Source organism: Flavobacterium luteum, from assembly GCF_008806775.1.
Classification (GTDB): domain Bacteria; phylum Bacteroidota; class Bacteroidia; order Flavobacteriales; family Flavobacteriaceae; genus Flavobacterium; species Flavobacterium luteum.
The window spans coordinates 33,511-52,912 of record NZ_WAEM01000011.1; the positions used below are offsets into that span (position 1 = coordinate 33,511).

At 37.4% G+C, this 19,402-nt stretch carries 11 protein-coding genes; all 11 read right to left on the reverse strand.

Translation table 11 applies throughout. From position 1 onward, the window contains the following. Positions 1-60: 60 nt before the first annotated feature. Entirely contained in the window at positions 61-1,911 is a 1,851-nt protein-coding gene (locus tag F6464_RS13675) for a glycoside hydrolase family 36 protein (protein ID WP_151108517.1), read from the reverse strand. An 850-nt stretch (positions 1,912-2,761) separates the two neighbouring features. Beyond that, positions 2,762-4,558: a hypothetical protein gene (locus tag F6464_RS13680; RefSeq protein WP_151108518.1), complete on the reverse strand. Its 1,797-nt coding sequence runs from the start codon at positions 4,556-4,558 to the stop codon at positions 2,762-2,764. A gap of 36 nt (positions 4,559-4,594) precedes the next feature. Continuing rightward, positions 4,595-6,547, reverse strand: coding sequence for a hypothetical protein (locus tag F6464_RS13685; protein WP_151108519.1), 1,953 nt, complete (start codon positions 6,545-6,547; stop codon positions 4,595-4,597). A 136-nt stretch (positions 6,548-6,683) separates the two neighbouring features. After that, a complete protein-coding gene (locus tag F6464_RS13690; protein WP_151108520.1) occupies positions 6,684-6,941 on the reverse strand; it encodes a hypothetical protein in 258 nt (85 codons plus the stop codon). Between the two features lie 352 nt (positions 6,942-7,293). Then, a complete protein-coding gene (locus tag F6464_RS13695; protein ID WP_151108521.1) occupies positions 7,294-7,965 on the reverse strand; it encodes a GDSL-type esterase/lipase family protein in 672 nt (223 codons plus the stop codon). 105 nt (positions 7,966-8,070) lie between these two features. After that, on the reverse strand, positions 8,071-10,014 hold the full coding sequence (locus tag F6464_RS14790) for a beta-galactosidase (RefSeq protein ID WP_151108522.1): 1,944 nt from the start codon (positions 10,012-10,014) through the stop codon (positions 8,071-8,073). A gap of 112 nt (positions 10,015-10,126) precedes the next feature. After that, a complete protein-coding gene (locus F6464_RS13705; RefSeq protein ID WP_225318095.1) occupies positions 10,127-11,725 on the reverse strand; it encodes an arylsulfatase in 1,599 nt (532 codons plus the stop codon). Positions 11,726-11,773: 48 nt separating this feature from the next. Continuing rightward, a complete protein-coding gene (locus F6464_RS13710; RefSeq protein ID WP_151108523.1) occupies positions 11,774-13,174 on the reverse strand; it encodes a sulfatase-like hydrolase/transferase in 1,401 nt (466 codons plus the stop codon). 92 nt (positions 13,175-13,266) lie between these two features. Beyond that, positions 13,267-15,402: an alpha-galactosidase gene (locus F6464_RS13715; RefSeq protein WP_151108524.1), complete on the reverse strand. Its 2,136-nt coding sequence runs from the start codon at positions 15,400-15,402 to the stop codon at positions 13,267-13,269. Between the two features lie 75 nt (positions 15,403-15,477). After that, the gene (locus F6464_RS13720; RefSeq protein WP_225318096.1) at positions 15,478-17,733 is read right to left on the reverse strand and encodes a tetratricopeptide repeat protein; all 2,256 of its coding nucleotides are present in this window, start codon (positions 17,731-17,733) and stop codon (positions 15,478-15,480) included. Between the two features lie 49 nt (positions 17,734-17,782). Next, positions 17,783-19,402 (reverse strand): arylsulfatase, encoded by a 1,620-nt coding sequence (locus tag F6464_RS13725; protein ID WP_151108525.1) that lies wholly within the window; start codon positions 19,400-19,402, stop codon positions 17,783-17,785.

Below are 19,402 nucleotides of genomic sequence, written 5' to 3' on the forward strand. Positions count from 1 at the left end.
TCCGTTTTTATATTTACACGGTAATGGAATAACCCAGAATTGTCGTTAATTAATCAGTAATTATAATGATTTCAGATTCTCACATAGTTCATCAAATGATTTTTTTCCTTCGTATTTAACAATTTGAGAATGACGACCTTCTAGATAAATAGGGTTTGCTATTCCGAAAGCTTGCACAGCATAATCTTTAGGTTGATCACCCCAATTGAAAACTCCAAGGTAAATATCTTTATCCTTTCGGGCAAGTAGTAACTCGAACCCGTCTAACTTGTCAGTGCCATGCTTCCAAAAATCCAAAGGAACAGTCTCTTCCATGGCAGGAAACTCAAAAACTTCTTTCACTAATGCTTTACGTTCTGGACGAATCGTCATCAAATTATCACTATGTAAACGTGCAGTACCGTATAGTTTATTAAAATCTGCCCACATTTGAGCTTCATTGAATGTCATACTGCCACCGTTTTTAACCTCTTCTTTGGAAACTGTTGCATCTTCATCAATTGCTTCACGGAAAACGAGGTAATCGGCATCGCCATTAAACACTTTACCGCTCAGATAAAAGTTGCTAAGATTGGCTAGACAGCGCTCAGGAAAAGCTTTGTAGCTAGGATGGATATCTCCGCCAGTTCGCATTCCATCTACAAATCCAATGCATGGACCAAAAACGGCAGAGCAGCCCAGAAAATAGGTATCATCTCCCATAGCTTCTCGCATGGTTTTCATCCCTAAACGAAAACGCTCTACCCCTGTGATTGTAGGGTCGTAAGCTTTAATACTTTTAACATTTTTGTTTCTAAGTTTGAGATCATTCTCGAGTCCGTAACGCATAAAATCCACCTTGAAATAACGAATTCCCCAATTATCCTTCATGTTTTTTATACAGTCCGCGATATGTGCCCTTGCGCCTGGATGAGAATAATCGAAATAGATATAATGCATAACTTTGTCTGATTTTTCATTTTCTTCGACTATCAGCTTTCCATCCTGATCATGTAGGAAATATTCAGGATGTGCTTTATATACTTCAGATGCTTCATCACCTCTAAATCCATCAAAATGGACACCTGGTGTTTTTCCTTCGGCAGTAATCCGGCTCACAATTTCCTTGAGACCGCCCGGTAAAAGATCTGGGCGTAAAGTTTTATAATCACCGCGTTCTGTCCACCAACCGCCATCAATTTGGATCATATTGGCTTCTGGCGCCAATTTATTCAACTGATCCATATTGCCATAAATATCTTTTGGGGTGAATACTCTTCCATAATAATCCCAAGTTGCCCATCCTTTGTAATCGGCTGGTTTGAGCTTGGTAATATTATTTTCTGCAGCAATCGCTGTCCCAAATTGCTCTAACAATTCAAGCCAGTTAGTAGAACTTTTGAGAACGATTTGTTCGTATTGAATGGTTTGTCCAGGTTTTAGTTGTTTTCCTTCTCCATCGGACCACACCTCAAATGCATCTTTCTTTTGTGTGAAATTTGGCAAAAATATGCGCCACGAAGTGGAGCCTGCAAATACATACTGACCATCTGATAATCGTAACATCTCATACATGTGACTCCAACTCTGTTTTGTTGGACTGCTAATTTTTTGTTTAAGCATAGGTGTACGACCCATACAGCTTCCTCCATACACCATATCCAAGTTCTCTGCCAACTGGCCTTCTAATGGAATATTTACGGCGATTTTTTCAATTGTAAGGGGTAGTTTTCCTTTATTTGAAAGAGTAATTTTTAATAGTTGAAAACCGTTTGTTTGTAGTTGTAAACTTTGTGTGGTTTCAACTGGATGATTGGCTTTTACCTCAACTTTAATGTTTTTCCAGATTTGCTTTGTTTTTGCATAAGATAATGCAGTACTCAAAACCATTATAGATAGCAATACCGCTACTCTTTTTTTCATTATTTTCATTATTTTAGATTATATCCGTTTGTATTTGATTTACTATTTTTAGTCTTTCTGCTTGTTACTCTCTTCTAAAGCAATTGGGTCTTTTAGTAAACCTGATTGAATTGGTCTTTGCATTGGTAATAAATAGTTTTAGCTATATACATCCTTTTAGTATTCCTTTCATTTTTGATAATTTCTGTTAAAGCATTAAATCCTTGACAAGGTTAAACACAAAACATTCCCTATTAACCAAGGTTGGAAACAAATATACTTTAGGAATACTTTTTGTATAGTTACAAATAGTCTCATTCATAGTATAGATTTGTTTCATTTATTCATTAAGACCATTAAATTGTTTAAAAAAGAAAGTTTTTTTTACATATTTAAACACAAAATAGTACATAATTCAATTTTCCTTCGTTTTTAAAAACATTTATTAATTAAAATAGAGGCTGTGTAAAATAAAATTTACGCAGTCTATATTGGAACTTTTGGATTATTATAATAGGATGGGATTATTAGTTATACCTAATTTAAAATACTATAATCCAAGCAAAATAAATAGTCAAAAATGGATACTTTTTAAATGCACTTTCCCATTATTAATTTTTAAAATATTTTATCTAGTTATAATTGAAGTTATATATCACCTATTTCTTTTGTTAGAGGTTTTATTAATTTCATCTGATAATAATATTTGTTTTTTATCAAATACAAATTAAAGGCACGAATCCTTTCGTGTGGTTAGCTGTCTAGAATGCTATTTTCTAGGTTTACTATAGCCCTATTAGAGTTTAAAAGGCTAAAAGGGTTTTTTATTTAAAAACCAAACAGTCAATTTATTGCACCATGACTGGAGCAAAGTAACAAGCTAGTTACTAGGTCTGAATTTAGTAATAACTCGAATATCTGAAGCAAATTTCAGTATATCAGTATTCAAATTCAGAGGTAAATGGTTTCTTTCGGCAGCTAATTGTTGCAATTGATTTGCTATTAAATTGAATTTCTCTTTCGCTTCATTTTCAGTCAAAGATTTTGCCCTGTACCAATCGTAATGCACTTTCCCAGTGGCTACAAAAAGTTTCATTCCTTTTGCCAAAATGTAAATAGAATGATAGGATTCGGTAATAAAGTCGGCTTTTTCTTTAGGTAAGTTTTTGGTCAATTTTGGCAATTGAGGTAAAACTTTTTCCAACCAATAAATGGCTTCTGTTTTTTCTTTGAGATACGTTTCAATAGGTTTTGCAACAATTGAATTTTGAATGCGCCATTGCAAGGCAGCATCAATTTCATCATTTATGGCTGGATATAATGGAGTGCCTGATTTTTGAAATAAATCATCTACCGCTTTCATATAGCGAACATTGTTAAAATAATCTTTATCCAAAAACTTAGCTTTTGGAAAAGCTGAATGATTCAAAGAACTCGTGCCATTGATTCCCACTATTTTTTGAAGCATCGGTTCGGTCTCATAGAAAATGTCAATTAATGCTTTAGGAACATCATTTCCAAAATATTCGTGCAAAGCAGCTGTCAACACTTTTTTGGGATCGGCATCAGGTGTGTAACAAAATCGCGTTAACATAAAGGCATTCATTCTGTCGAAATTGATGTCAGTGCAGCCTCTGTCCCAAAAGAAAGTGCGTCCATTGACCACATCTACTCCTTTTTTCAAGCCTTCATTGACAGACGTTTTCCACCAACGAGGCAAAAGACAGGGATAAAATCCTTGTCCGAGGTACTCACAATCGGTTAAGATGTTTTGAGAAATGCGATTGCTGGCGAATAAGTTTTTTTGGTCGGCTACAGGAATAAAAGCAAAGGGTGAACATAAAGTATTTTCTTCTGGCCAGGTGTTGTCTTCCATAACAATAATATTGGGATATTTTGCTAGGGCTTCAAACGCGTGACGATGTGTTTTGTAGGTATGAAAATAATCGTGAGCAAAAACAGTTCCCTGAATTTTAAGCTCGGCACAAACTTCACTTAAGGCACTTACCCAAACATCCAACCATTCGTTGTTGTGTTGCAAATCATAGTCGTCAAATTTGACCAACTCGCCATTTCCTTCGCACATCCAAACAGTAACTCCTTTTAGCAAGGGTAATTTTTTCTTCAAAAGCCGCAGGTGGTTTTTCATCAAATCGCGTAGAAATGGATGCGTCATAATCAACTTGCCTTTGGCATCGAAAAGTTCTGGCTTCAGTTTTTTGACAAGCTCCACCTCCTGCACCGGAAAAATTGGAAAAGGATAGCCGTAATTGAAATCGATACCATTAGCAACGCAGCCTTTGTAGGCTTTGAGGATCATTGCTTCTTGCCATTTGTACTGCTCCTGGTTTTGAGCACTTTTAAATTCCGGCATTAGTTCTTCTAGCCAAGGAACGGTGGTGTCATTACCTAGCAATTCGCCATTTATTCGTTCGTCTACATTTAGTCTAAATAATTGGGCTCGGTAATGTGGCGCAAAGCATTCCCAACCCGTGATTCCCCAACTGGCAATATCTTTGAACCATTGATCAGCATCAGTGGTGGTAGCCATCATACCGGTTAAGACAGGTTTTACGGCATATTTTGGTGATTGAGCATAAAGCGGTAGTATTCCCAAAATGCAACTAATCAGGAATGTAAAAAAGGATTTAAAGGAATACTGTTGTTTTTTAGTCATCTTAACCAATTTTTTAGAAAAACCAATATCAAAAGATTACAAGCTTATTTTAATCACTCTAGTCATATTTTTTTCCATCGGTACTGTCAGTTTCCACCCTTTTTCATTTTTACTGATTTCCATCGGGGTATTCGACACTATTTCACTGAACGTCGGTTTTTGAGATAACCCCAGTGCTTTGGCATCAATAGTAATGGCAACGGAATCTGGCGATTCTGGTCCCCAAACCGTTAAATAAATAGTTTTTCCTTTTCCAAATCTTTGAAGTTGAACTGCTGGAGAACTTGAAGTAGCATAAGTAACGGCGGGCTCCCAACCGGCAAGTCGAATAGCCAAATTAGCAGGTTCATACCGATCCCAAAGCGCTTTATGGTCAGGCTTGGTGTACCAAGAATAATCTTTGTCATAGCCGGGATGGCCAGGTGGGTAGAAATATAAAACTTGAACTGGACAAGCAAATCCATAGGCCGTGGTTTTCGCCGGAGCATTCTTAATAACATCCAAAGTTGGAGACTCTTTATGTTGTGGAATATTTCCAGAAGAGATTCGATAGGATTTGCGCCCCACCAACATCCGTTCAAAATCAAAACCACCAAGACCAATTGGTTTAAAACTTCCCTCCTGCCAGCCACCCGCTACTACTGAGGCTAAAAAAAATTGTCTCCCATTCTCTTGCCCAGCAGGTTTGTTGGGGATTTTTTTCCAACTGTATTCCTTCATTCCAGCAGCTTCATGAAACAGGCCACCTTGTTTGAGCTGCAAACGGTAGGCATCAAATAATTCGTAGTTCGTGAATTGGGTGTGGATACAAGGACGACCCTCTTGATCAAACGTTAGTGGATGGTCGATATAGCCAAAATGGTCTTTTCTGTAGTTTAGAAAATTACTCCAACCCCCTAGCCGATCCCAATGGATACCTATAAAATTACCATGCTTTCTTAAATCTGTTGCCTTTCGCAAATACATATTGGCGTAAACTGGTATTTTTTTATCGGCAAAAAGGTCAGGATCGCAGTTGTGTGGAAAATCAATTCCCCCGTCTGATGCTTTAAAAGTACCCAAACTCCCATCAGGAGTATAAGCAATACTATTGAGCAATGCTGCTCTTCCTTCAATAATTAATGGGCTTTTTGAATCGCCTTTTTTCTCATAATGTTGAATAGTGGTGGCGTTTTCAATAGCATTAATTAGTTGTTCATTTGTTTTTAAGGTATTGGCATTTTTAATATCTTGAATACGAGCCGAAGTTTTTGTATAAGCCAGATATTCTTTTAATTCAGGATCGATTTGTCGATCAGTTTTAAAGGTTTCTTTCGCAAAATTCATGTTAATCCAATCGTGATGATGACCTAGAGCTGTCATCACTTTTTTATCAATTTGATAGTAATCAGGATACCAGTCATAGTATTTTGCCAAAGCGTCACGAAAGCCCCAAGTGCCATCTATAGTATAAATCCGAAAGCGAAACGGAGCCTTGGATGGAAATTTAGTGGTACTTGATGATAGTCCAAAAGCCATTTGAATGCGAATGCCATCAGCATCGGCACCTACCTCAAAAACACAAGGATTTGTTGGAGGTATTGCCATTGCTATACCTCCTTTATCTGTCCATACAGCAGGAATTGGAACTAGATTATTACGTTCCGAATAAGCAGGTTTATCAGTGGTGATTACGGGACTGTTACTTAAAGATTGACCCCATTTCCAGCCGATAGTATTTATTGGTAAATTAAAACCAAGCCATAACTCCCTATCCTTGCCACTAAGATTTTCTAATATACCTTCAAACTCAATAAAACCGTCCCCTTCAGTAACCGTTGCAGATACATTGGCTTGGAGTGAACTGGTTAATTTTAAATAAAGTGTACCTTTTTTAGTGACTGTTTTACCAAGCATTTCAACCTTTTTAGAACTATTGGGTTCTCGTAGAAAAAAGCCGCCTGACATTCCCTGCTGGATTTTTTCATTGCCTAATTCAATAGTATTCACTGTCCCGTTGGTATCAATCGACAGATGTAAGCCGGAATGATCTGTAAGTTTTACGGTTTGTGCCTGAACTATTATGCAGGATACGAGGGTCCAAATGAGATTTAAAATGATTTTATTTTTATTCATAATACCTAAATTATTGTTCCTTTACTTTTCGGGAACCTTTTTCTTTTTTATCTTTTTTTTCCTTTTCAACAGGATTTGAATCGTCAGCTTTACTTACATCTTGGTACCATTCTTCCCAACTTTTTGACATTGCCTGAACCAATTCGGGATGAGTACTGGCTAAGTCCTTCGCTTCTGACCTATCCTTTGAAAGATCATAAAGTTGCCAAACTACTGATGCTTCCTTGCCTTTTGGTGTCAATCGCATAGCTTTCCAATTGCCTTGCATTTCGACAGCATCGATTCGGGATTGAGTTTAGTTTGTGCTTTTGCAACTTGAGCAAAAATTGACATTGTGGCAAAAACCGAAACCACGCTCAGGTTCAAAACTATTTTTTTTATTTTATTCCTTTAATTTGCTATGATTTATTTTTAGAGTTACTTACATAATTACTAACTAATGTTCCCGTGATTATTGAGTCATAGAATTTATTGAGATGAAAAGTATGTATCTTAATTTTTTAGATTACACTATCTTCAATTCTTTACCTAATATTCACTTATGACAGAAGTGTTCTTTAAGTAAGTAACTCTATATTTTTATCATTCCTTCTAAACATATCTTTGTATTGCCCTTATTTTTATAAATACGGACGGACTTTCTCCGTTAATAATTTATATCCGGCCTCATTTAAATGAAGTTTATCCTCAGCAAACAATTCAGCTCTTGGTTTTCCCGCTGCATCTGAAACCATTGTATAACAATCTATATAGGTTATAAAAGGATGGGTTTTAGCATAATCCTCAATACTTTTGTTCACTATCTGCTCTTCTAAATGAAGTCTCCATCGTTTTTCAGAGGGTTTTAAAGAAATAAAATAAATGGCTGTTTTGGGAAGTTTTGAATGAATGAGTGTAACCAATTTAATAAAATCTTTATAAACCTGGTCGGTAGATTTTCCGGATGCTAAATCATTATCACCTGCATGAAAAAAAATCTTTCGGGGAGCATAGGGTATAATAATACGCGATGCATAATAATATGTTTCAATTATTTCTGACCCACCAAAGCCTCGGTTAAAAACAGGGTAGCCCTGAAAATCTTGTTCAAGACTAACCCATTTTCTTATAGAAGAGGAACCCACAAATTCAATACCTCCTTGTAAAGGAGGTTTTTTCAGATCAGCCAATTCAAAATCTTTAATTGATTTCTCCAATTTCAAAGAATCGATAACATGCTTTTTGACTTGGGCTAAACCAGCTGTTGATAGCACTAAAAAAACTAGGAGAAATAAAGCGTTATTTTTTTTCATATTTAAGTATTGTTAACAGATTCTATAATATTTGTTTGAACAAATCATTTTAAAAAAGGTTTTTTGAAGAGGTGTTCAAATTCCATCGCTTCGAAAAAGTTGATTCTACTCGACTGCTGACTCCAATTTTTTCTTTTTCCTTTTTTCTGCTTTATCGCCTTTTTTTTCCTTTTTGTCTTTTTTACCTTTATCACCCTCTTCGGTGTTTTCACCTTTTCCGTATTTGGTTCCTTTGTTATGACCTGCAAAAGCACGATTCTCCGCTTGAGGAAGTAAAGCAGGAACATCTTGTTCGCCTCGTTTCACTTCTATTATACTAAAAATATCGTCTTTATCATCTGTATTAATAATGGCTAAATCAGAACCTTTTTGACCACCATATCGAAAGACAGCGTCTTTGATGATTAACGTTTCATGATGCCATTTTTGATCGCCTGTGCCTGTAACGGTGAAGGCTGTTTTCATTGCTTTACCTCCGCCATCATAATCTAATTTCCAAGTGGAGCCTGCCTGCTTATCATACCAAACAATGTTTATTGACATTACTTTAGGTTTCGCATCTTGCGAAAAGCCTTCGTGTAATTTGAAATACATAGCATCTTTGCCTGACGAATGTTCGAAACTTCGTGCAAATCTATCGTATATGGATGATGTAGCTGTAATAGGGCCATTTACCCTCCACAAAGGGATAGATGTTGCATCAGCATCTATTTGATAAAGTAATCGAGAATAATTGTCAGACCAAATTTTCCAACCTACATCGTTTAATCCGGATTGATTCCCTCGTTGTTTGACCTGACCCATAGTAAGTGCTTTCTTATCGTCTATTGCTGCACCATATTTTGCATAAGCCGCTGCAATTTTATCCGCTCGTTCTGTGTTTTTTTGTGATGCGGGGCCAAATTCCGATTCTGGGTACGCTACTATATCAGCATAATCTAAGCCTTTATGAAGCGCACAAAACGCATCTGTTGCCGATTTTGGATAGATTTGACCTGCATATTTATCGAAAAAGAAAAAAGAGTAGTCAAAGCCTTGTTCTTTACTAGACTCCATAGCACCTGAACTTACATCCCAGATACTTTGACCTAAATTTAAGGCATTGATGGCTGCCCAATAAAAGTTCATTTGTACATTGATTTGAAATACAGGTCGTTGCCAAGATTGATCCATTTCTGAACGAGCAAAAACTTTTAATCCTTTTGGGTCAATCAAGTATTTTCTCCAGATGTTTACAATCGTTTTTTCATCAGTAAAATGACTACCGCGAGAGAGTGTACCAGCTTTTACACCTAGTACACCTGTAATATTTTTAGTTACCCAATCCCACTGTTGCTGATATTTACCATCTTTACCACCGTCTTCATCACCTGAAATAGAGCCAAAAAGCAGACTTATTTTTGGTTCAGTCTGATCAAAGAGTTGGGCATATAAAGCAAAACATTCGGTACGAAAGTTCTGCCAATCGGCACCTTCTTTTGGCAAGTCGTAATTTTTATCATTCGATTCTCCTTTGTAAGGAGTTTCATCACCGGTACAGCCTGTTTTAACTTGGATAAATGCGATATGTGCTTGCTTTTCTTTAGAATAACTGCGAATATGCTTCGATGCTTCTGTGATGAAACGTGTATATAATTTTTTATAAATAGGAGAAAGGTAATAAGGATAATAAGGGAATTTATCGTGTATTTGGTCATTTGTAGTCACTTTTGGAACACCTTCCTCATACACCCAATCTGGTGTTTTTGGCCCAGCCTCAAAAGAAAAGTAAACGGACATATTGTTTTTATAGGCTTTTTCAACTGCGTCATCCATAGCACTCCAGTCATAAACTCCCGATTTTTTTTCAACTTGATCCCAAGGACAATCGCTTGAAGCGCCTTTGATAAAAGGATAAGACTTAACATCATGTTCAAATCCTCGATCCCATACTCCATAGGAACTAATTGGGGGACCGGATTGACCTATGGCCAAGTTGCAGAAGCCAACTAGGCTAATTAGAATAATTCTTTTTCTAAAATCCATGCGTTTTAATTTTTTGAATTTCATAATTTTTTATAATTTATATTTGATAGTACGACCGTTAAATTTGAATATGGTTTAAAATAAAAAAGCTTTTTGTGTTTATAAATTGGTATTGTTTAATTTTTATTTCTTTAAACTACTCATCTTTAGGCTCCTTAGGCGCTTTGCCTGTCCACTCACTACCGGTGCAATCTTTCCACCAAGCCAGCCACCGAACTTCCATTTTTTTGGCGATATCTGGTTGTTGAGATATCAAATCTTTTGTCTCTGTGCGGTCTGTCGCCAAATTGTATAATTCCCAAGTTGGTCCCAAACGTACCAGTTTCCAATGCCCATCCCGAATTGCGGCACTTTTGGCATACTGATAAAACAATGGGCTCTTACGGGCAAGTTTATCCCCTTTGAATGCAGGCAATAAGCTCACACCGTCCAAGGCATGAATATTTGATTCTTTTGATTCTCCTGGGAATTTAGCTCCAGAAACAGCCAATACCGTAGGCATAATATCAATCAGATGAACCGGTTCTTGATTCCACTCTGCCCTTGCTTGAATTCCGGCTGGCCAATTTACAATTAAGGGAGTACTGATACCGCCTTCATGGCTGGTCGTTTTCCATTTGCGTAAGGGTGTGTCGCTTACCGTTGCCCAATTTTGTCCATAGCTTGGATAACTTGCCACACTACCCATAGGGGCATTCACATCTTCGTGATCCACTTTAGGATCTACGGCACAGGCTCCATTATCCGACAAAAAGAAGACCAAGGTGTTTTGGAGTTTGCCTTGTTCTTCTAAATGTTTTAAAAGGCGACCAATGTTTTGATCCAGTCGATCGACCATCGCCGCATATACTTCCATGCGTGTGGCTTCGAGTTTTCTCTCGTCTGGGGAAAGACTCTCCCATTTGGGTTTGGTTTCCCCGATTTCCATCGGAGGCAGTGGTGAGGTCTTTGGGTCAATTAGTCCCAGTTGCACTTGTCGTTTGTATCGTGCCTGTCTCACGGCTTCATAACCGCCGTCATATACTCCTTTGTATTTGGCGATATCTTCAGGCCAGGCGTGCAAAGGCCAGTGTGGTGCGGTGTAAGCCATATAAAGAAGGAACGGTTTTTTGTCATTTTTATATTCATCAAGCCAAGTCAAGGCGCGATCTGTGAATGCATCGGTATCATAGAACTTCGAATCCTGTGGGATATAATTATTGTTTTCGGGTGTATTCGTTTCGTCGAGGGCCCATCGATTCCCCGCAACTTTGTAAGCAGGAACCGCTTGGCCCGGTGCCGCCTCGAATCCTGGGTTAAAATGGTTCTCGCAACCACCAATCATACCATAATATCGGTCAAAACCTCGAGTTGTTGGATTGAATTTTGCGTGTTGCTTACCTGACCAAAAAGTATTGTATCCTGCTGGTCTAAGCGCCTCGCCAATAGTCGCCGTATTTCCAAAATCGGCATTGGTGCGCTGATAATAGGCCCCTGTTAGCAAAGAAGCTCGAGTGGGAAAACACTTCGCCGTGTTGTACATTTGTGAGAATTTCACTCCTCCTGCAGCGAGTCGGTCAATGTTCGGAGTGTGAATCTCGCCACCGTAACATCCAATATCAGAATATCCCATATCGTCGGCAAGGATAATGAGAATGTTGGGTTTGGTTGGTGTTTTTGAAACTTGCGAATATAGTGCTGGAGAAATAAGTACTAGAACTCCAAGGAGGGCTAATATTTTTGATTTGTTCATCATATCGAATTCTTTTTGTTAATTTTTCTTATTATCTACTAAATACTAAATTTATTTTGCCTTCTTTTTTTCTTTATTTTTTATGCCATTTTGACTATTTCCCCCATTCATAGGGTCATCTTCTTCTTTAAAATCTTGGGCTTGATCTGAAAAGTACCTTGGTCGAGGTCCTTCAAATAGCTTTAAAGCTGCTTCTAACTTAGCTTTAGCCATTTTGGATTTACTATTTAGAGCACTTTCCGCAAGCGGAAACTTCTCGGTATCATCTTTTTTTACGTCGAAAAACTTTCCATTAGTGTACAGTTTGAAGTTGGCATCATGAGCAAACTCCGCTTTGGCTGTTTCTCCACCGCTAGGGTTATACCACGAGTAAAGCCATTCTCTAGGATTTCCTTTTTTCCCAAAAAGTTGCGGTAGAAAACTACGCCCATCCAACTTCATTTCCTCGGGGATTTTAGCTCCAGCCACATCGCAAATAGTGGGTAAAAAATCGGTTGCACTGATGAGGTCAGCGGTTATTTTTCCAATAGCCAAGTGTCCTGGCCAACTGCCTATTAATGGCACGTGTGTCCCCCATTGCGTGGTGGTTCCTTTGCCACCCAGTACCTCCCGACCTTTAAATTTTGCCGGCATACCTCTTGCTGTACCATTGTCACCCAGTATGAGTATAAGGGTGTTTTCCCGTAAATTCAATTCCTCCAGCTTGCCAATCAGCTTGCCAATGAGTTTGTCGTTATAGGCAGTCATGTCTGAAAAGTGGCCACTACTTCCTTTTTTGCCTTTTCCATTCTGAATCTCAAGATAATCAGGAGAATCTGGCGTGGCATCAAATGGAGCGTGCGTGAGCATCATGGGATAGTATAGAAAAAAAGGAACGTCTTTTTTCCGGGTTATGAAATCAAGTGCATAATCACTTATAATATCGGGACCGTATGCATTTTTAGGACTGTTAAACGGCTTGCCATTCATTTCAATTAAAGGATCCTTATAGCGGCTTCCTCTATTTTTGAGATGCCAAAGTGCATATTCATCAAAGCCAAAATGACCCGGTGTATCGTAGGTTTTTCCCAATTGCCATTTACCGGTAACACAGGTCGCATAGCCCGCCTCTTTCAACAAATTACCAAAAGTCTTCTGGGTCAGATCGAGATTGCCAAAGTTGGTGTAATTTCTCCTATTGCTCATACCGGTCATTAATTCCACTCTTGTCGGGGTGCAAAGTGGCTGTACATGGCACTCTTCAAAACGAACTCCTTTTGCTGCAAGCTGATCCATCACGGGTGTTTTGTAACTCTCCCCACCATTGGCAGTTACATTTTCGTAACCAAAATCGTCAATCAAGATGAGAACGATGTTTGGTTTTGTTGGTGTCTTTGCATTTTGCCCATGTATTACAACCGTGAAAACCAACAATATTGTCAAAATTGTTGTTATTTTTTTTTTCTTATTCACCTTTTAAAATTTAATTTCAAGGGTTGTTAATGAATCCTTTTTTTCTGAGAATATAGGGTATGATTTTATTTAGTTTATAGATTATTAAACAGCTATAATTTAACAAACTCAATAATTTTTACTGAATGTGCAGCTTGGTCTAAAGTCAGCTTATTGGATTCTATTTTAAAATTCTTTTTGGTCCACAATTCCGTCAATTTGTATTTTGAATTATTCAACTCAAAATCGGTTTTGAGATTGTAGGTTTTAGTCACGTCCTTGTCAAGCCAATTGAAAATAGTTATTATTAAACGATCTTTGGTTTCCAATTTCCATATTGTTGGAATATCAACACCCGAAAATAAATCGAGTGGTATGGCATGAACTCCCAGCCTATTTACAGCGATGATATCCCTGTTTTTTAATAACTCCAAACGTTCAGCAGGTAATGATTCGACTTTATCGCCAAAAAAGAAAAGCCCACCCATTATAGCTTCCAATGTCATGTGGCATTTTGCTTCATCAATGGTATATTGCGGAGAAACAAAAAAAGCATCAGGATCTACAATAGCAATGTTTTTGTGAATATAATAGTTTTGTGAAACGGCACGTGCAAATCGGATCAATCCTTTCTCTACCTGATCGTCTTCAATGGTTCCCAAGGTTTTGCCGTAAGTTATGTTGGTGTAAGGCTCCGCTTCTGATTTATATCCGGGATGATTGATGTCGTTTCCTATTCGGATGGCATCATAACATTCTAAAGCACCAAACACATAACCCATACTGCGTGTCACGATTAAATCATCAGGCAAAGCACTTCGAATGGCTCTAATTGTTTTATTGTGTGCTTGCATGAAAGTCATGGTTGAATCGTAGCGTTTTCCTTCTTCCAATCCGCCGTAGGTATGATCCCATTTCATAAAGGAAGGTCTGTAGCCTTCAACGATTTGTTGGTAACGCGCGGCAGAAAAGGCGGGAACTTCTGGATGACTTCCGTCAACATATACGGTTCCGATGGTTGTTTCCATTTCGTCATCTCCTTTTGCCACCTTTTTACGTACGGCTGGTTTCAAGATCCAATCTGGATGTTGCGCTGTAATAGGGTCTTTGGGATTGGTTCGTAACGGACTCACATGCAGACCGAAATCGAGACCTAAATCTTTAGAATAATCAGACAAATACCTCAAACCGTGAGGGAAAGTATGGTCGTCTTCTTTATAGAGCCCGGGTTCTGTCCACCAGCCTCCATCAATTTGAACTGTTTTCCAACCATACTCTTTTAGGTTTTTGCTAATAAATTCCGCAGAAGTTAAAAATGATTTTTCAGTGATGTTGCGTTCATACGAATGCCATGAACTCCAACCCGGTTCCGGGCAGTGCATAGACTTTCCTTTACGTACATTTTCACCCATAATTATTCCGGTTTCCAATAAAATTTTTGTAGGACGCTGATTTTCCCAATAACCCACCAAGAATGCATCGGTAATGATGGTATTACCTGCAGGAACCCATATTTTTTCTTTTTCGAAAATAGCGCCGCTTCGAGCTGATACTTTTAGTTTGTTGAAGTCGTTTTCAACGGGTAATTCCCATTTAAAGTTGTTCGGCCACAATTCACTGGCAATACTGGCAAAAGAAAATGCGCAATTTTTTTTGTCATTGACTAACATACTCAACCAAACACCAACATTCGCTTTAGAATAGGAACCAGCTTTTGCTTTTTTAGTATTCAATTGATAGGGATACATCAGCGCTCCGGTATGAGGTGCAGAGGCACTCTCGGTAAAAACAATCCAATCTTTAGTATTGCCTGGTAAAACGATGTTTTCTTTTGCGGATGTAAACAATTTTATCCCACCTAATTTAAATTTCTCGGTAGCAGTTAGTGAAGAGTTCATTACTAAATAAGGACGCCCTTCCATCAATTCAAATTTGATAGTAAAATTAGAAATCATTGGATGGTTCTCGCAAATAAGATACAAATATTCGACTTTACCGTTATAATTGTTCACCTCACTGAATCGAGTGCCCTCTTTTTTCTCCCAACGAATGCTTTTAAATTCACTTACTGGAACCCATTTATCATTGATATCAATTTCGGGGGAAAGATTATTAATCTGAGCAAATTTTGTATCCCATTGAATACTGTATTCTGAGCTACCTTGGGTATATTTTATTACAGGTTGTGCAATTCCCTCTACCCATGCTAGTGCTAAGACTAGACTTAAAACTACTTTTATTCTCCTCATTGTTTTACTTTTTAGTTGATTTTATAAATTTGATTTGGCACTAATAATGGTATTGTTTTATTGGTTTTCTCTATTTCATTTCAAAATTCCTAAACTTTGAAAAAGTTGCTGATAATTGGGATTGTCTGGATCCATTTGTTTCAGCTTTATAGCTACTTCTAAGGCTTTTGAAGTAATATTCATTCTTAAATAGACATAAGCGAGAGCATAATACAGTTCGGGATCAGAGGTGTTAATATTAATCCCTTTAAGTAAAACAGTTTCTGCCTCTTTATGTTTATTAATTTTATTCAACAATAACCCGTAATTGTAATACACTTTAGGATTCATTGATTTTAATTCCACCGCTTTTGTAAATGATTTTTCGGCTTCTTTCAAATTGTTTATTTCATTATAGAGCAATGCCTTATTGTAGTAAATACGTTCGTTATTAGGGTCGTTTTTTATAGCTAAATCAAGTACTTTCAAGGCTTTTGTATTTTTTCCTTGTGCATTATAAGTAGCTGATAAATTCAGTAAGGCATAATTCATGTTACTGTCTTTTTTCAAGCCTCGCAAATAAAATTTTTCTGCATTGGCGTAATCCTTTAATTTCAAATAATAATCGGCCAACATTACGTTCCCTGTCGAAAAATCAGTTTGATATTTAAGTGATTTTTCCAATTCCATTTGAGAAGTAAAAAAAGGTTTTGCATATTGTGCTGGAATTTGTTCTTTAGGGATTGTTATGTACAAATCGGCTGCTGCAATCCGGACGGCTCTTACTTTATCTGAAAGTAAAGGCCCAACGGGGTTAATCCAATTTTCGGCAGGAAAGGAAGCTAAACTTTTTAATGTTCGGTACCTAATCTGGGCTTCTTTACTGGGTAATCTTGCCAGAAGTGTATTTAAACTGGTTTGGGTTTGTATGGAACCCAGATAAAAAGTGGCGGTTGCTTTAATAATTTTAGGTACAAATTTATTGTCAATAAGCTTTTGGAGATGCATTTCACTATTCGCATCCAAACGGCTTCCGGGTATTAAATCCTCGGCAAAATGATATTTCCTTTTAGGACCATACCACTTAATTATAGCACTGGCCAAAACTTTCTCTGATTTATCTTTGTGGCAATTGCTACAAGCGTTAGGGGTTCCATATTTTACAGATAAATCAGGTCTTGGCACCCTAAAACCGTGATCGTGTCGCAAATCATTGCCCATAAACACTTTTCCGGGCATGTGGCAATTGACACACTGTGCCGCTGGTGTGCCTTTAGGATGAAAGGTATGGGAGGACACATCGTACTTATTGGTCAAATGGCATTGAGTACAGGTTAAATTTCCGGCCAACTTTAATTTTGTACTGTGTGGATTATGACAATTGATACAGGAAACACCTTTTGAATACATTTTGCTTTGCAAAAAAGAAGTATATATATAATCTTCATCTTTTACTTGACCGTCCTCATGAAAAAACTCTGAATCTGGAATCTGGGGAATGTAGTTGTCCATAATCTCCTTGCTTTCAATATGAGAGCCATTGATTTCAGAAATACGGGCATGACAGGGGGCACAACTATTAATAAGTTCCGTTTGTCCGGTATGTTTACTCAATTTTAAATAACTTCCAACCACTTTATTTCCTGTTTTGTAATCACCGCTGTTCATATAATCTACGTGAAGCTTGCCTGCTCCGTGGCAACTTTCGCAACTTACATTGATGATGGAATAACTGGTTTTGTACCTATCTGTTTTAATATCGTAGTTTTTACGAAGGTTTGTTGAATGACAAGTAGCGCACATCGTATTCCAATTTTGGGCATTTCCGGTCCAATGCAACCAGTCATGAGATGGTATTTTTTGACCTGGATACTGGTTGAACCATTTTTTTTTATTTATGTCCCAACTCAACCTTGGCACTTGCAAACGTCCTCCGGGGAATTGAACTAAATATTGTTGTAATGGTTTATATCCAAAGATATATTTTACTTCAAAGTCATGATTTTTACCATCATAGCCTTCTGTATTGATATAGAATTTTGAACCTTTTTTAAAAAATCGACTTGTTACGCCGTCTCCCGTAAAAGTCACATTATTAAAATCACCCTTTACGGTTGAATCATTTGGGGGTAACATCGACATATAGTGGTCCGAGTGTTTCCAATCATTAAATTCAGTTGCGTGACATTTTTTACAAGATTGATCTCCAACGTAATCTATTGAATGCTGTTCAATTTCAGAATATTTTGCGTCTCGATAGGAATAATTATCTACAATAAAAACTCTAAATACAATCAGAAGAACTATTAATAAAAGAATTAGTAAAGAAGTAAAAGTCCATTTTTTAAACATATTATTTTTTAATACTATTATCCTTAAATTTACAACTTAAGCGTTTGGGTTATCTATTTTTATTCAGACTTTTTTTGATCTTTTTATTATTTTTTTCTTCATTATTTTCAACAACGTTATTTAATGCCCATTCATTATACAAATCAACTAATTCCTTAAATTTTTCTGGTTTATTAGCTTTAAGATCATTGGTTTCATTTCTATCTAATTTCATATCATATAAAGCCCAAACCTCTTTATTGGCTGCAGCTTTCCAGTCTCCTAACCGTATTGCTTTGCCTTTGGCCCATTGCCAAAAAATTGGTTTTTCTCGTTCTTTGGCAATGCCGCCTTTTAATATAGGCAAGAAACTTTCACCTTGCATCGGTACGATGGATTGATTTCTAAAATGGGTTGGATACCTAGCACCCGTAATATCTTTGAATGTCGCCATAAAATCGACAAAATGCAGGGGTTGATTGTTTATTGCACCTTGCTTTTTTATAACATGTGGCCAATAGGCAATAAACGGTGTGCAAATTCCACCCTCGTAACTGTTGTTTTTGAACAAACGGTAAGGGGTATTACTCACATTGGCCCAATCTTCTTTTAAGGAAGCCCAATACGATACTGTTCCTGGTAATCCGGTGCCATTATTTCCCTTTTTTTCGAAATTCCCTTCTGCATTTTCAGCATTGCATCCATTATCAGACGCGAATAGAATTAGGGTATTATCCAACTTTCCGGTCTGTTTTAGTTTGTCTATCAATTTCCCTATATTTTGATCGATGCGATCGATCATGGCTGCGTAAATCGCCATCCTCAAATCTTCTTGATCTTTCTGTTCATCATTTAGAGAATCCCAATCTTTAGAAGTCTGAGCAGATAATTTCATCGCAGGATCTACCATTCCTAAAGCCTTCATTTTCAGGTATCTGTAATCACGAATCGCTTTATAACCCGCTAAATATTTTCCTCTATATTTTGCTATATCTTCTGGCCAAGCCATTAATGGGTCGTGTGGAGCGGTATAGGCTAAATACAGAAAAAAAGGTTTATTGTCATTTTTGTATTCCTCTAAATACGATATCGCATTTTTTGTAAAATAATCAGTGGAATAAAAATCCTTGTCGGTATTGTACGGTTTGTTGGCTTTGTTATCAATATTCCATGTATCAGGCCCTCCTTTAAAAATAGGTTCTGGTTCTCCAGGACGTTGTTTGCCCGGATTGAAATGATTCGTCGCACCACCAAAAAATTCGTAAACCCGATCAAAACCAAAATCATAAAGTGAGGTTTTACTATGATTCTTCCCAGATTGTAGGGTTCTATAACCTACTGTCTTTACTAAATCGCCCAAGGAAATAGAATTTTGAAATTGTTCAGGATTAACTGACATCCCGTTTTGCTGGGCATAAACCCCTGTCAACAAACAGGATCGCGAAGGAAAACATTTGGAGGTATTGTGCATCTGGGTGAAACGTATTCCTTGATTGGCCAATTTATCGATATTGGGCGTGCTGATTTCTCCTCCATAGCATCCTATGTCAGAATAGCCCATGTCATCTACCAGAATGAGGACGATATTAGGCTTGGTTGTAGTATCTGTCTTGGCTACTTGCGAAACGGCAATAGAAGAAAACAGGGTAAAAAAGAATACTATGAAGTAGCATTGAATCGGTAATTTCAT